This is a genomic window from Rhodovulum marinum (genome assembly GCF_004343075.1).
Taxonomy (GTDB): domain Bacteria; phylum Pseudomonadota; class Alphaproteobacteria; order Rhodobacterales; family Rhodobacteraceae; genus Rhodovulum; species Rhodovulum marinum.
In genome coordinates, this window is sequence record NZ_SLXP01000001.1 from 43,165 (window position 1) to 56,454 (window position 13,290).

Annotated in this window: 14 protein-coding genes; 6 read left to right on the forward strand and 8 right to left on the reverse strand. The window is 68.6% G+C overall.

The window, feature by feature from the left end; translation table 11 throughout:
• Genes EV662_RS00285 through glpD form a run of 4 tightly spaced genes read right to left on the reverse strand, consistent with a single transcriptional unit; the run spans position 1 to position 4,653 of the window.
• Positions 1 to 870, reverse strand: a complete 870-nt coding sequence (locus EV662_RS00285) for a carbohydrate ABC transporter permease (protein ID WP_132460138.1) — start codon at positions 868 to 870, stop codon at positions 1 to 3.
• Positions 870 to 1,946 carry an ABC transporter ATP-binding protein gene (locus EV662_RS00290; protein WP_132460139.1) on the reverse strand — a complete coding sequence of 359 codons (1,077 nt, stop codon included), beginning with the start codon at positions 1,944 to 1,946 and terminating at the stop codon, positions 870 to 872. The genes EV662_RS00285 and EV662_RS00290 overlap by 1 nt, the downstream gene beginning before the upstream one ends.
• Before the next feature lie 12 nt (positions 1,947 to 1,958).
• On the reverse strand, positions 1,959 to 3,047 hold the full coding sequence (locus EV662_RS00295) for an ABC transporter ATP-binding protein (protein WP_132460140.1): 1,089 nt from the start codon (positions 3,045 to 3,047) through the stop codon (positions 1,959 to 1,961).
• Positions 3,048 to 3,066: 19 nt separating this feature from the next.
• Entirely contained in the window at positions 3,067 to 4,653 is a 1,587-nt protein-coding gene (gene glpD, locus EV662_RS00300; protein ID WP_132460655.1) for a glycerol-3-phosphate dehydrogenase, read from the reverse strand.
• Positions 4,654 to 4,926: 273 nt separating this feature from the next.
• Here glpD and EV662_RS00305 point away from each other — a divergent pair, with 273 nt between their 5' ends.
• From EV662_RS00305 to EV662_RS00315, 3 genes are all read left to right on the forward strand, one after another.
• Positions 4,927 to 5,688, forward strand: coding sequence for a DeoR/GlpR family DNA-binding transcription regulator (locus EV662_RS00305; RefSeq protein WP_132460141.1), 762 nt, complete (start codon positions 4,927 to 4,929; stop codon positions 5,686 to 5,688).
• 71 nt (positions 5,689 to 5,759) lie between these two features.
• Positions 5,760 to 7,046, forward strand: coding sequence for a 3-deoxy-D-manno-octulosonic acid transferase (locus EV662_RS00310; protein WP_165915469.1), 1,287 nt, complete (start codon positions 5,760 to 5,762; stop codon positions 7,044 to 7,046).
• Positions 7,039 to 8,019 (forward strand): threonine dehydratase, encoded by a 981-nt coding sequence (locus EV662_RS00315; RefSeq protein ID WP_132460142.1) that lies wholly within the window; start codon positions 7,039 to 7,041, stop codon positions 8,017 to 8,019. Before EV662_RS00310 ends, EV662_RS00315 begins: the two co-directional genes overlap by 8 nt.
• A 6-nt stretch (positions 8,020 to 8,025) precedes the next feature.
• On the opposite strand, the gene EV662_RS00320 is transcribed toward EV662_RS00315, so the two are convergent.
• The 4 genes from EV662_RS00320 to EV662_RS00335 are packed head-to-tail and all read right to left on the reverse strand — an operon-like array spanning position 8,026 to position 10,735.
• Positions 8,026 to 8,508, reverse strand: coding sequence for a hypothetical protein (locus EV662_RS00320; RefSeq protein ID WP_132460143.1), 483 nt, complete (start codon positions 8,506 to 8,508; stop codon positions 8,026 to 8,028).
• A 24-nt stretch (positions 8,509 to 8,532) separates the two neighbouring features.
• Entirely contained in the window at positions 8,533 to 9,099 is a 567-nt protein-coding gene (thpR, locus tag EV662_RS00325; RefSeq protein ID WP_132460144.1) for an RNA 2',3'-cyclic phosphodiesterase, read from the reverse strand.
• The gene (locus EV662_RS00330; protein WP_132460145.1) at positions 9,096 to 10,211 is read right to left on the reverse strand and encodes an acetoin utilization protein AcuC; all 1,116 of its coding nucleotides are present in this window, start codon (positions 10,209 to 10,211) and stop codon (positions 9,096 to 9,098) included. Before EV662_RS00330 ends, thpR begins: the two co-directional genes overlap by 4 nt.
• The gene (locus tag EV662_RS00335) at positions 10,208 to 10,735 is read right to left on the reverse strand and encodes a glutathione peroxidase (protein WP_243695720.1); all 528 of its coding nucleotides are present in this window, start codon (positions 10,733 to 10,735) and stop codon (positions 10,208 to 10,210) included. The genes EV662_RS00330 and EV662_RS00335 overlap by 4 nt, the downstream gene beginning before the upstream one ends.
• 137 nt (positions 10,736 to 10,872) lie before the next feature.
• Here EV662_RS00335 and EV662_RS00340 point away from each other — a divergent pair, with 137 nt between their 5' ends.
• Genes EV662_RS00340 through EV662_RS00350 form a run of 3 tightly spaced genes read left to right on the forward strand, consistent with a single transcriptional unit; the run spans position 10,873 to position 13,281 of the window.
• A complete protein-coding gene (locus tag EV662_RS00340) occupies positions 10,873 to 11,307 on the forward strand; it encodes a DUF1178 family protein (RefSeq protein ID WP_132460147.1) in 435 nt (144 codons plus the stop codon).
• A gap of 12 nt (positions 11,308 to 11,319) precedes the next feature.
• Positions 11,320 to 11,985, forward strand: coding sequence for an SDR family NAD(P)-dependent oxidoreductase (locus EV662_RS00345; RefSeq protein WP_132460148.1), 666 nt, complete (start codon positions 11,320 to 11,322; stop codon positions 11,983 to 11,985).
• A gap of 57 nt (positions 11,986 to 12,042) precedes the next feature.
• The gene (locus EV662_RS00350; protein ID WP_132460149.1) at positions 12,043 to 13,281 is read left to right on the forward strand and encodes an aspartate kinase; all 1,239 of its coding nucleotides are present in this window, start codon (positions 12,043 to 12,045) and stop codon (positions 13,279 to 13,281) included.
• Positions 13,282 to 13,290 lie beyond the last annotated feature (9 nt).

Consider the following 13,290-nt stretch of genomic DNA (forward strand, 5'->3'; position numbering starts at 1 on the left):
CTAGCCCCCCTTTTTGTCGAGATTGGTCATCACGGTGTAGAACACCCATGAAATCAGCAGGATCACCAGGAAATACATGATCGAGAACGCCGCCGCGGGGCCAAGGTCGAACTGCCCCAGCGCCATCTTGACCAGGTCGATCGACAGGAAGGTGGTGGCGTTGCCCGGGCCGCCCCCGGTGACGACGAAGGGTTCGGTATAGATCATGAAGCTGTCCATGAAGCGCAGCAGCACCGCGATCATCAACACGCCCGCCATCTTGGGCAGTTCGATGTAACGAAACACCTTCCAGCGGCTGGCCTGGTCGATCTTGGCGGCCTGGTAATAGGCATCGGGAATGGATTGCAGCCCGGCATAGGCAAGGAGGGCCACCAGCGAGGTCCAGTGCCAGACATCCATCACGATGACGGTGATCCAGGCATCGACGGCATCCTGCGTGTAATTGTAGTCGATCCCCAGCTTGTCGAGCGTATAGCCCAGAAGGCCGATATCGACCCGGCCGAAGATCTGCCAGATCGTGCCGACCACGTTCCACGGGATCAGCAGCGGCAAGGACATCAGCACAAGGCACACGCTGGCCCAGATACCCCTCTTGGGCATGTTCAGCGCCACGAAGATGCCCAGCGGCACCTCGATCGCCAGGATCGTCGCCGAAAAGACCAGCTGCCGGCCCAGCGCGTTCCACATGCGCTCGGATTCCAGCATCTCGCGGAACCATTCGAGGCCCGCCCAGAAGAACTGGTTGTTGCCGAACGTGTCCTGCACCGAGTAGTTGACGACCGTCATCAGCGGGATCACCGCCGAGAAGGCCACCAGCGCCAGCACCGGCAGCACCAGGAACCAGGCCTTGTGATTGGTGGTCTTGTCCATCAGGCGGCCTCTCCCTGCACCAGCCAGTCATCGGCATAGACGTTCACCCGCGCCGGGTCGAAGATCACGCGGGTCCGGTCGGCGCCGATATGATCCTCTTCGCGGGCGATGATGTTGATTTCGTGGGAAAAGAACTCGGCCCGCACGATCTTGTGCCGGCCCACATCCTCGATGCGGCGGATTTTCACGGGCAGGCCGTCGCCCGCCGTCAGCCGCGCGAATTCGGGCCGGACGCCGATTTCCACCTTGCCCGACAGCGCGCCGTAGCCATGGGCCAGCGGCACCTCGGCGCCCTCGATATAGGCGCGGGTGCCGTCCACCTGCGCGGGCAGCACGTTCATGCCCGGCGAGCCGATGAAATAGCCCACGAAGGTATGCGCGGGCGTCTCGAACAACTCTTCCGGGGTGCCGATCTGCACCACGCGGCCGTCATACATGACCACCACCTTGTCGGCGAAGGTCAGCGCCTCGGTCTGGTCGTGGGTGACGTAGATCATCGTGTGGCCGAAATCGCGGTGCAGCGATTTCAGCTGGGTGCGCAATTCCCATTTCATGTGCGGGTCGATCACCGTCAGCGGCTCGTCGAACAGGATCGCGTTGACGTCGCGCCGCACCATGCCGCGCCCAAGGCTGATCTTCTGCTTGGCATCCGCCGTCAGGCCGCGCGCCTTGCGGTCAAGTTGATCCTCCATCCCGATCATCCGGGCGATGGCCTGCACGCGTTCGGCGATATAGGCGGGGTCGCGGCCCCGGTTCCTGAGCGGGAAGGCCAGGTTATCGCGCACGGTCATGGTGTCGTAGACCACGGGGAACTGGAACACCTGCGCGATGTTGCGTTCGGTCGTGGGCGCGTGGGTCACGTCGGCATCGTCGAACAGGATGCGCCCCTGGCTGGGCGCCAGCAGGCCCGAGATGATGTTCAGGAGCGTGGACTTGCCACAGCCCGAGGGACCAAGCAGCGCATAGGCGGCGCCATCCTCCCAGACGTGGTTCATTTCCTTCAGCGCCCAGTCGTCGTCAGATTTGGGCGCGGGCAGGTAGGAATGGGCAAGCTTGTCGAGCGTGATCCGGGCCATGTCGTCCCTCCCTCAGGCGGCCAGCGCATAGGCGGCGGGCGCGACCAGCCGCCCGTCCTCGCCGAAGATGTAGACATGGGCGGGGTCGAGATGGACCCTGAGATCCTCGCCGATGGCCAGGTCGTGCACCCCGTGGACCAGCCCCACCCAGCGTTCGCCGTGATGGTCGAGATGGACGAAGGTTTCCGACCCGGTCAGTTCGGTCACCACCAGCCGGGCGGTGAATTCCATCGCGTCCGCCGTGTGCTGAATGATTTCCAAGTGGTTGGGGCGGAACCCGGCGGTGTAGCGCCCGTCGGCCAGTTCGGCCAGCTTGCCGGTCGCGGGCGCCGACTGTCCGTCGCCGAACATCAGCCGCGCGCCGGTCTTGGCGATGGGCAGGAAATTCATCGGCGGGTCGGAGAACACCCGCGCGGTCGTGGCATCCACCGGCCGGCGATAGACATGGGGGGTGGGGCCGAACTGCGTCACCCGCCCCTCCCACAGGGTCGCGGTATTGCCGCCCAGCAAGAGCGCCTCTTCGGGTTCGGTGGTGGCATAGACGAAGATCGCGCCCGATGCCTCGAAGATGCGGGGGATTTCCACGCGCAATTCCTCGCGCAGCTTGTAATCGAGGTTCGCCAGCGGTTCGTCCAGCAGCACCAGCCCGGCCCCCTTGACCAGCGCGCGGGCCAGCGCGCAGCGCTGTTGTTGCCCGCCCGACAGTTCCAGCGGCGTGCGGTTCAGCATGGGCGTAAGCTTCATCAACTCGGCGGTTTCGCGCACGCGCGCGTCGATCGCCGCCCGGTCCAGCCCCATCAGCCGCATCGGCGAGGCGATGTTGTCGTAGACGGTCATCGAGGGGTAGTTGATGAACTGCTGGTAGACCATCGCCACCTTGCGGTCCTGCACCCGCATGCCGGTGACGTCCTGGCCGTTCCAGATCACCCGGCCCGCGTTCGGCACATCCAGCCCCGCCATCAGCCGCATCAGCGAGGTCTTGCCCGACAGCGTGGGGCCCAGCAGCACGTTCATCGTGCCCTTTTCCAGCGTCAGGTCGGTGGGATGGATATGGGTCTCGGCGCCGACCGATTTGGTCACGCCCTTCAGCTCCAGCGTCATGCTCCTCCCCTTCGCTCCCCTATTCGGCGGCGGCCGGCGCGCTTTGGCGGCGCCGTTCCCCCATCCAATCGTCCAGCGCGGCGATCTGATCCGCGCCCATCCGAAGCCCCAGCTTGCTGCGCCGCCAGACCACGTCCTCGGCGGTGCGGGCATATTCGCGGTCCATCAGCCAGGCGACCTCGCGCGCGCTCAGCGTCGCGCCGAAATCGCGGCCCAGGTCGGCGGCCCGCGTCGCCGTGCCCAGCATGGCGCGCGCCTCGGTGCCATAGGCCCGCACCAGCCGCAGCGCCCAGGGCCGCGTCAGGAAAGCGTAATCGGCAAGCAGCCCGTCGACCAGAGCCGTCACGCCATCGACCGGGAAATCGCCGCCGGGCAGCGGCACGCCCGCCGTCCAGTCGCCCGGCAGCCCGGGGAAATGCGGCGCCAACCGGTCAAGCGCCGCCTCGGCGAGCCGCCGATAGGTGGTGATCTTGCCACCGAAGACGTTCAGCACCGGCGCCCCGCCCGTCGCGTCCACCTTCAGCGTATAGTCGCGCGTGGCCGCCGTCGCGCTGGAGGCGCCATCGTCATGAAGCGGGCGCACGCCGGCATAGGTCCAGACCACGTCCTTTGGCCCGATGGGTCGGCGGAAATACCGGTTGGCGAAGGCGATCAGGTAATCGCGTTCCTCGGGCGTGCATTCGGGCGGCGCGTCCGGGTCGGCATGGTCGGCATCGGTGGTGCCGATCAGGGTGAAATCGGTTTCATAGGGGATGGCAAAGATGATCCGCCCGTCGGTGCCCTGGAAGAAATAACACTTGTCGTGATCGTACAGCCGCGGCGTCACGATATGGCTGCCGCGCACGAGGCGCACATTGTCCTGCGCGTTCAGGCCGATGACCCCGTGGATCACCGCGCCCGCCCAGGGGCCGGCGGCGTTCACCAGGGCGCGCGCCCGGTGGGTGCGGCGTTCACCGGTTTCGGTATCTTTCGTTTCGATGACCCACAGCCCGCCGTCCCGCCGCGCCGACAACACGCGGGTGCGGGGCAGGATCTCGGCGCCGCGGGCCTGGGCGTCGCGGGCGTTCAGCACGACGAGCCGCGAATCCTCGACCCAGCAATCGGAATATTCGAAGGCGTGGCGGAACCGGTCCTGCAGCGGCGCGCCCTCGGGCGTGCCCGGCAGATCAAGCGTGCGGGTGCCCGGCAGGATGCGGCGCGGGGCGAGCGTGTCGTACAGCATCAGCGCCAGCCGGATCAGCCAGGCGGGGCGCCGCCCCTTCATCCAGGGCATGACCCGCGCAAGGACACGCGAGGTTGGCGTGGCGGATTCGAACCGCATATCCTTATGATAAGGCAGGACGAATCGCATCGGCCAGCTGATATGCGGCATCGCGCGCAACAGCGTTTCGCGTTCGATCAGCGCCTCGCGCACGAGGCGGAATTCGAAATATTCCAGGTAGCGCAACCCGCCGTGGAACAGCTTGGTCGAGGCCGAGGAGGTGGCCGAGGCGAGGTCGTTCATCTCGGCCAGGCGCACCGTCAGGCCGCGGCCCGCGGCGTCGCGGGCGATCCCGCAGCCGTTGATCCCGCCACCGATGACGAACAGATCGACCGGGCTGTCCATGACCTTTGCCGACACGCGTTCCTCCCTTCGCGCAACGCCCGGACTTTATGCCGCAGATTGATCCGAAAGGAAAGCGTCTTGCTTTCGTTATTTTTCGTTTTGCCAAGACCCGTCTTTTCAAGGGCTTGCCGCCCGGCGGCCCATGCCCCCCCGCCAGATCCCGCGCCGGTGGCGACTTGCGGCCCGGGCCCGGCGCCGCCCCTGCCGGGCGTCGATGCCGGGCCTTGAGCGCCCGCCGCCGCCATGCGAAGATTCCCGAAAAGGAACGAGCGCATGTCGCAGACGATCCGCCACCCCGAGATCCTCGAGATCGCGCGGCGCGAGGGCAAGGTCACGGTCGAGGGGCTGGCCGATCATTTCGGCGTCACCCTTCAGACGATCCGCCGCGACCTGACCGAACTGGCCGAGGCCGGGCGGCTGGAACGGGTCCATGGCGGGGCAATCCTGCCGTCCGGGACCACGAATATCGGCTACGAGGAACGCCGCTCGCTGAACCAGGACGCGAAACGCGCCATCGCGCGGGCCTGCGCGGCCCGGGTGCCGTCCGACATCTCGCTGTTTCTCAACATCGGCACCACGACCGAGGCGGTGGCGCAGGAATTGTTGCACCACGTCAACCTGATGGTGGTGACCAACAACATGAACGTGGCGAACATCCTGGTGGCCAACCGCGACTGCCAGATCATCGTCACCGGCGGCACGCTGCGCCGGTCCGATGGCGGGCTGGTGGGGACGCTGGCGGCCGAAACGATCCGGCAGTTCAAGTTCGACCTGGCGGTGATCGGCTGTTCGGCGCTGGACGGCGACGGCGACCTGCTGGATTTCGACATCCAGGAGGTCGGCGTCAGCCAGACGATCCTGCGCCAGTCGCGGCGCACCTTCCTGGTGGCCGACCAGTCCAAGTTCCGCCGTTCGGCGCCCGCGCGCATCGCCTCGCTTGCGGCAATCGACTGTTTCTTCACCGACCGCCCGCTGGCCCCCGACCTTGCCGCGCGCTGTGCCGAGTGGGGCACCGAGATCGTGGTCTGCGCCTGACCGCCCGCGCTTGTCTCGGCGGGCGGGGTTGCGTAACCCTTGGTCGCGTCAGCCCCAAGCCCGGAGCGCCCGTGCTGCCCTACCGGATCTTCCTTGCCTTCGCCGCGCCCGCCTTTGCGTGGCGTCTGGTGCGCGAGCGCGGAGCGGCGGCCGAACGGCTGGGCGGGCATGGCCCGGCGGGGGGCGCGCGGGGGCCGGTGATCTGGCTGCACGCGGCCTCGAACGGGGAACTGGCCTCGGCGCGGGCGCTGATCGGGGCCATCCTCGACCGGCTGCCCGGGGCGCGGATGGTGGTCACCTGCAACACGCTGACGGGGCGCGATTTCGCGCGCGGATGGGGGCTTGACCGGGTCGCGGTGCGGCTGGCGCCGCTGGATTACCACGCGACCCTGCGCCGGTTCATCGCCGCCTGGCAGCCCGACGCGCTGATCCTGGTCGAAAGCGAGCTGTGGCCGAACCGCCTGGCCGAGATGGCGGCGCGAGGCCGGCCGGTGCTGGTGCTGGGCGCGCGGATGTCCGAGCGCAGCTTTGCCCGCTGGGCGCGGCTGCCGGGGCTGGTGCGGCCGATGATGGGGCGGATTTCCTACCTGTCGGCGCAGGATGCGGGCGCGCGGGCGCGGTTCGTGGCGCTGGGCCTTGACGAGGCGAAGGCGGGCCCGGTGGTCGACCTGAAATCCGCCGCCCGCCCCGCCGCGGCGCCCGACCCGGACGCGCGGGCGGCCCTGGCGCCGCATTTCCCGCGCGCCGAAACCCTTCTGGCGGCCTCGACCCACGAGGGGGAGGACCGCGAGGTGCTGACCGGTTTTGCCAAGGCGCATGCGGCGCGGCCCGAATTGCGGCTGATCCTTGCCCCCCGCCACCCGCGCCGCGCCCCCGAGATCGCGGCCCAGATCGCGCGGCTGCGCCTGCCCTTTGCCACGCGATCCCGGGGCGAGGCGCCGGGGCACGATACCGCCGTCTACCTGGCCGACACGATGGGCGAAATGGCGCTGTGGTACGACCTGGCCGGGATCACCTTCGTCGGCGGGTCGCTGGTGGATCGCGGCGGGCACACGCCCTATGAACCGGCGGGGCATGGCTCGGCGATCCTGCATGGCCCGCACGTGGCGAATTTCGCAGGCGTCTACGCGGCACTTGACGCGGATGGCGCGGCCCGCCCGGTGGCTGGGGCCGACGACATCGCCCGCGCCCTGGACCAGATCGACGAAAACGCACAGGCGGCGATGGCCGCCCGCGCGACCCGCATCATCGCCGCCCAGCAACAGGCCGGCGCGGGGCTGGACCCGCTGCTGGCGGCCCTGGGCCGGCTGATCGGCGAACCCGGATTGACCGCCACGAAAGGGACCGACCATGGCTGACCCGCAGTTCACCCTGGACGAGTTGCAGGAGGCGGCCGCCTTCGTCCATGCCCGCATGCCCGCGACCCCGCAACATGCCTGGCCCCTGCTGGCCGAGGAGACCGGCGCCGAGGTCTGGGTCAAGCACGAGAACCACACGCCCACCGGCGCGTTCAAGGTGCGCGGCGCGCATACCTTCATCGACTGGCTGAAGCGCACCCACCCCGATTGCCCCGGCATCGTCACCGCGACGCGGGGCAATCACGGGCAGGACCAGGCGCTGGCCGCGCGCGCGGCGGGGATGGTGGCCCGGGTCTATGTCCCCGAGGGCAATTCCGTCGAGAAGAACGCCGCCATGCGCGCCTTCGGGGCCGATCTGATCGTGCATGGCGCCGATTTCGACACCGCGCGCGAGGAAGCGATGCGCGTGGCCGAGGCCGAGGGGCTGCATTTCGTGCCGCCCTTCCACCGCGAACTGGTCCGCGGCGTGGCGACCTATGCGTTCGAACTGTTCACCGCGGTGCCCGACCTGCACACCGTCTATGTGCCGATCGGCTGCGGGTCGGGCATCTGCGGCACGATCGCGGCGCGCGATGCGCTGGGGCTGTCCACGCGGATCGTGGGCGTGGTGTCCGAGAACGCCGATTGCGTGCTGCGCTCGATGGCGGCGGGCGATTTCGTTGAAACGCAGACCGCCCGCACCTTTGCCGACGGCATCGCGGTGCGGGTGCCCGTGCCCGAGGCGCTGGCGATCTATTCCGCGGGCGCCGAGCGGATCGTGGCGGTGTCCGACGACGAGGTGGCCGAGGCGATCCGGCTGTATTTCCGCACCACCCACAACGTGGCCGAAGGCGCGGGCGCGGCGCCGCTGGCCGCGCTGATGGCCGAACGGGGGATGATGGCCGGCAAGCGGGTGGGCGTGATCCTGTGCGGCGGCAATATCGACACCGACTGGTTCGTGACGGTCATGTCGGGCGGCGTGCCCACCCCGTGAGACGGCCTAGAGAAAGCTGAGCGCCTCGCTGACATCGCAGGATCCGGCGCAGGTGCCCGGCTGGTACAGTGTCACGCTGCGTTCGTCGTGATACTCGATATCGGGGCGGAAAAAGCGGTGGTCATGCGGTTCGTAAAACCCGCCCAGGATCAGCCCCGCCGCCCGGAAGCACAGCTGTTCCTGGCAAAGCGTGACCGCGCCGAACCGCGTTTCCAGCGCCTTTACAAGCGCCAACGGGTCGCTGGCGAACACGTCCATGCCGTCGATGCGCACGCCCGCGACATGGCGGCTGGCGACGATGCGCATCAGCGCGCCGTCGCGGTATTCGCAGATCGGCAGGCCGAGGCCGCGATATTCCATCTGCCGCCCGCCCGAGCCGCGATAGACATGCTGCGCACGCCCCATCGCGGGCAGTTCCTCCACCGCCTCGCGCGACATGCCGAGGCGCAACTCGCCAACACCCTGTCCGGGTGCGATGCTCCAACTCATGACGTCCCCCCTGCTACGCGGTTACTATGGCCCAGAAGCGGGCCAAGACGAAGCGGAAAGCGGGTAACGGGCCAGTTCCGTGTGCCGCGCACCGCCGCGCGACAGGTCGGACCGGAACAGCGTGAAGCCGGTGACCGGGAAAGGCCCGGCGCGAAACCCGGCGCCCCCGGCCAGCGCGCGTTCCAGCCGCGGCAGGTCGGTGGTGCGCGGGTTCAGGTAGGCTAGCGTCACATGCGGGGTGAAGCGGCGGCGCTCGACCCGGGCGCCCGCGCCGCGCGCGGCCTGTTCCAGCTTGGCCTGAAGATGGCGCAGCGCCGCGTTCTCGACGACACCCGCATGGACCGAGCGCGGCGGGTGCGTGCCGAACATCCCCAGCCCCTGCAGCGTCAGGTCGAAGCCCGCCGCATGCACCGCCGAAAAGGCGAAATGCACCTCTTCCAGAAGCGGCTCGGGCAGCTCACCCAGGAAGGCCAGCGTCAGGTGCAGGTTCTCGGGCGGGACGGGACGGGCCAGCGGCAGGGCGGCCTGGGCCAGGCCCAGCGCCGCGCGCGTCTCGTCGGGCAGCGGGATCGCGGCGAAGGCGCGGATCATGCGGGGGGCCTCCTCTGCTCCAGCCGGCGCAGGCGGTCGGCCAGTTCGGGGCGCAGCGGCCCCGGGCGGGGCGCATCGCGCAGGGTGTCGGACCAGTGCGCGGGCGGCTGGCGGCCGGCCTGCCGCCCGGGCCAGGACAGCGCGCGCAGCACCTGCCGGCCCGGTTCGGGCAGGATGGCCGGAATGTCGAAATCGTTCAAGACCGCCCAGACCCCGGCCCAGGCCCGCGCCACCGACCACGGGTTGTATCCGCCGCCGCCCAGAACGAGATAGCGGGGGCTGAGCGGCCTGAGCGCCGCGACCACCTCCCACAGCGCATTGTTCGAAAGAGACAAGCGCGACAGCGGGTCTTCCGCGACCGCGTCGGCCCCGCATTGCAGCACGATCGCGCCGGGCGCATGGGCGGCCACGCGGGGCAGGATCAGCCGGTCGCGGATCGCGGCCATTTCGGTATCGTTCAGCCCGCGCGGGACGGGCAGGTTGAACAGGTTGCCCGCGCCCACCTCTGGCAGCGCGCCGGTAAAGGGCCAGCGGCGCTCCTCGTGGACCGAGATCATCAGGATATCGGGATCGTCGCGAAACGCCGTCTCGACCCCGTCGGGGTGGTGGGCGTCGATATCGACATAGGCGATGCGCGACACGCCCGCGCGGCGCAGCGACAGGATCGCCAGCACCGGGTCGTTGAGATAGCAGAACCCGTTCGCGCGCGCCCGCAGCCCGTGATGGGTGCCGCCCGCCGGATGGTGGATCACCCCGCCGCTCCTCAGCAATTCGCCCGCCAGGAGCGACCCGCCCGCCCCGGTGGCGGGGCGGCGGAACATCTCGGGGAAGACCGGGTTGGCGGGGGTGCCAAGGCCGAAGCGGTCACGCTCGGCCTCGGTGACATGCTGCCGCGCCTCGGCGCGTTCCAGGGCGGCCAGGTAATCGGGGTCGTGCCAAATGGTCAGCGCGGCGGGCTTGGCGCGGGGCGACGCGCGGTATTGTGACGCGGGCAGCCAGCCCAGCGCGCGGACAAGGTCGATCACCGTCGAAACCCGGGGAATCGCCAGCGGGTGCCCCGCGCCGTAGGACGAGCCGCGATAGATTCCCGCGCCCAGGAAAAGCGGCGTCACTGCGCCAGCAGCGCCTCGATCCGGCGGGTCAGCTTGGGCGCGGTGGGTTTCGTGAACGACCCCCAGGTCGCCACCACCGCGCCGTCGGGGCCCAGAAGCACCTTGTTGAAGTTCCAGCCCGGGGTGAACCCCGCCTCGGCCGCGAGCCATTTGTAGAACGGGTGCGCGTTCTTGCCCTTGACGTGGGTGATCTCGGTCATCGGCAGGGTCAGGCCGAAATTCACGTCGCAGAATTCCTTGACCTTCTCTTCGCTGGCCAGTTCCTGGTTGAAATCGTCCGAGGGCACGGCCAGCACCACCAGCCCGCGCGGGCCATAGCGGTCGTGCAGTTTCTGCAGCCCCTCGTACTGGCCGGTGAACCCGCATTGCGAGGCGGTGTTGACCACCAGGACCGGCTGGCCCCGGAACGCGTCCAGCGAAATCTGGCCCCCGTCGATGGAGGCAAAGCTGAACCCCTGCGCCGCCTGCGCGCTGGGGGCGGCGGCGGTCACGGCGGCGGACAAAAGGGCGGCAAACAGGCGCATGCGGGTCATCCTGTGGGCAAATGCGAACTGGGATTGACGTATCGCGGCGCGATGCAGGGTCAAGCGCGGCCATGGCGTTGCATTCCCCCACGCAACGGTTATCTGTCGGCGGAACGTTTCCGTGCTAGGGTTCGGACATGATCCGCTACGCGCTGAGCTGCGCCGAGGGCCACCGTTTCGAAAGCTGGTTCCAGTCGGCCGACGCCTTTGACAGCCTGCAGGCCGCGGGCATGGTGACCTGCGCCGTCTGCGGCGGCACGCAGGTCGAGAAAAGCCTGATGGCACCCCGCATCGGCGGCGACGCCGCCCCCGCCGAAGACCGCCCCGACCGGCCCCTGTCGAAACCCGCCACCCCCGCCGAACAGGCGATGGCCGAGCTGAAGCGCAAGATCGAGGCCGAGTCGGATTACGTGGGCCTGCGCTTTGCCCAGGAGGCGCGCGAGATGCACGCGGGGCTGGCCCCGCGCCGCGCCATCCATGGCGAGGCCAAGCTGGACGAGGCGAAGAAGCTGATCGAGGAGGGCGTGCCGATCGCCCCCCTGCCCTTCACCCCCGGACGCAAGACCAACTGAAGGACCGCCGCCATGACCCCGCTGATCACCGGCGCCAATCGCGGCATCGGGCTGCGCCTGTTGCAGGACTATGCCGCCGAGGGGATGTCCCCCATCGGCACCACGCGGGCCGACGACGCCCCCCGCATCGAGGGCGCCCGCTGGGAGGCGCTGGACGTCACCGACCGCAAGCAGCACGAGGCGCTGGCCGCGCGGCTGGCCGGCCAGCCCATCGACCTGCTGGTCTGCAACGCGGGCCAGTACCTGGACAAGCACGAGGCGCTGGAAACCGGCTATCCGCCCGCGATGTGGGCGCAGATGTTCGCCGCCAACGTCACCGGCGTGTTCCTGACGGTGCAGGCGCTGTTGCCGCTGTTGCGCCGGGCCGACGCGCCGAAGGTGGCGATCATCGCGTCCACCATGGGATCGAGCGAACGCGCGCCGGGCGGGTCGTATATCTATCGCGCGTCCAAGGCGGCGGCGCTGAACCTGGGCCGCAACCTGGCCGTCGACCTGAAACCGATGGGCATCGCGGTGGGCATCTATCACCCCGGCTGGGTGCGCACCGACATGGGCGGGGCGGCGGCCGATATCGACGTGGCCGAGGCCAGCGCGGGCCTGCGCGCGCGGTTCGCCGCGCTGGATCTGGACGGCACCGGTTGTTTCGAAACCTGGAACGGCCAGCCGCTGCCCTATTGATCTTGTCCGCGCCGCGGCCTAGAGGGGCGCGGAACCAGTCGGGGCGGAAAGGCCGGCATGTCAGTTCTCGTGATGAAATTCGGCGGCACCTCGGTGGGCGACCTGGCGCGGATCAGGAACGCCGCCGAGAAGGTCAAGCGCGAGGTCGAGCGCGGCCATGACGTGATCGTCATCGTGTCGGCCATGTCGGGCAAGACCAACGAACTGGTCGGCTGGGTCGAGGAAACCTCGCCCCTGTTCGATGCGCGCGAATACGACGCGGTGGTCAGTTCCGGCGAGAACGTGACCGCGGGGCTGATGGCGCTGACCCTGCAGGAAATGGATATCCCCGCGCGCAGCTGGCAGGGCTGGCAGGTGCCGGTGCAGACGACCTCCGCCCATTCGGCGGCCCGGATCGAGGACATCCCGCGCACCAATATCGACCAGAAATTCGCCGAGGGCATGAAGGTGGCCGTCGTGGCCGGGTTCCAGGGCATCAGTCCCGAGGGCCGGATCACCACGCTGGGCCGGGGTGGGTCGGACACCACCGCCGTGGCCTTTGCCGCGGCCTTCGGCGCGGTGCGCTGCGACATCTATACCGATGTGGACGGGGTCTATACCACCGACCCGCGGATCGAGGACAAGGCGCGCAAGCTGGACAAGATCGCCTTCGAGGAGATGCTGGAACTGGCCAGCCTGGGCGCCAAGGTGCTGCAGACCCGGTCGGTCGAACTGGCGATGCGCTACAAGGTCAAGCTGCGGGTTCTGTCCAGCTTTGAAGATACCGACGACAATTCCGGCACGCTCGTCTGCGACGAGGAGGAAATCATGGAACAGAATGTGGTCTCGGGTGTCGCCTATCAGCGCGACGAGGCGAAGATGACGCTGATCTCGGTCGCCGACCGCCCCGGCATCGCGGCCGCCATTTTCGGCCCGCTGGCCCGCGCCGGCGTCAATGTCGACATGATCGTGCAGAACATTTCCGAAGAGGGCCGGACGGACATGACGTTTTCCTGCCCGGTCAACCAGGTGGCCCGCGCGAAGGACGCCATGGACAAGGCCAAGGAAAGCGGCGAGATCAATTTCCACGACCTGGTGGCCGATACCGACGTAGCCAAGGTTTCGGTCGTCGGCATCGGCATGCGCAGCCACGCGGGCGTCGCCTCGCGCATGTTCGATGCGCTCGCCGCCGAAGGGATAAACATCAAGGTCATCACAACCTCCGAGATAAAGATTTCGGTCCTTATCGACCGGAAATATATGGAACTTGCCGTGCAAGCCCTCCATGATGCGTTCGGATTGGACAGCGCAGCCTGACGCGGGGGC

Bases quoted from the DNA above. Each gene is read 5' to 3' on its own strand.
- EV662_RS00285 (WP_132460138.1), bottom strand. From the start codon at position 870: ATGGACAAGACCACCAATCACAAGGCCTGGTTCCTGGTGCTGCCGGTG.
- EV662_RS00290 (WP_132460139.1), bottom strand. From the start codon at position 1,946: ATGGCCCGGATCACGCTCGACAAGCTTGCCCATTCCTACCTGCCCGCG.
- EV662_RS00295 (WP_132460140.1), bottom strand. From the start codon at position 3,047: ATGACGCTGGAGCTGAAGGGCGTGACCAAATCGGTCGGCGCCGAGACC.
- glpD (WP_132460655.1), bottom strand. From the start codon at position 4,653: ATGGACAGCCCGGTCGATCTGTTCGTCATCGGTGGCGGGATCAACGGC.
- EV662_RS00305 (WP_132460141.1), top strand. From the start codon at position 4,927: ATGTCGCAGACGATCCGCCACCCCGAGATCCTCGAGATCGCGCGGCGC.
- EV662_RS00315 (WP_132460142.1), top strand. From the start codon at position 7,039: ATGGCTGACCCGCAGTTCACCCTGGACGAGTTGCAGGAGGCGGCCGCC.
- EV662_RS00320 (WP_132460143.1), bottom strand. From the start codon at position 8,508: ATGAGTTGGAGCATCGCACCCGGACAGGGTGTTGGCGAGTTGCGCCTC.
- thpR (WP_132460144.1), bottom strand. From the start codon at position 9,099: ATGATCCGCGCCTTCGCCGCGATCCCGCTGCCCGACGAGACGCGCGCG.
- EV662_RS00335 (WP_243695720.1), bottom strand. From the start codon at position 10,735: ATGCGCCTGTTTGCCGCCCTTTTGTCCGCCGCCGTGACCGCCGCCGCC.
- EV662_RS00340 (WP_132460147.1), top strand. From the start codon at position 10,873: ATGATCCGCTACGCGCTGAGCTGCGCCGAGGGCCACCGTTTCGAAAGC.
- EV662_RS00345 (WP_132460148.1), top strand. From the start codon at position 11,320: ATGACCCCGCTGATCACCGGCGCCAATCGCGGCATCGGGCTGCGCCTG.
- EV662_RS00350 (WP_132460149.1), top strand. From the start codon at position 12,043: ATGTCAGTTCTCGTGATGAAATTCGGCGGCACCTCGGTGGGCGACCTG.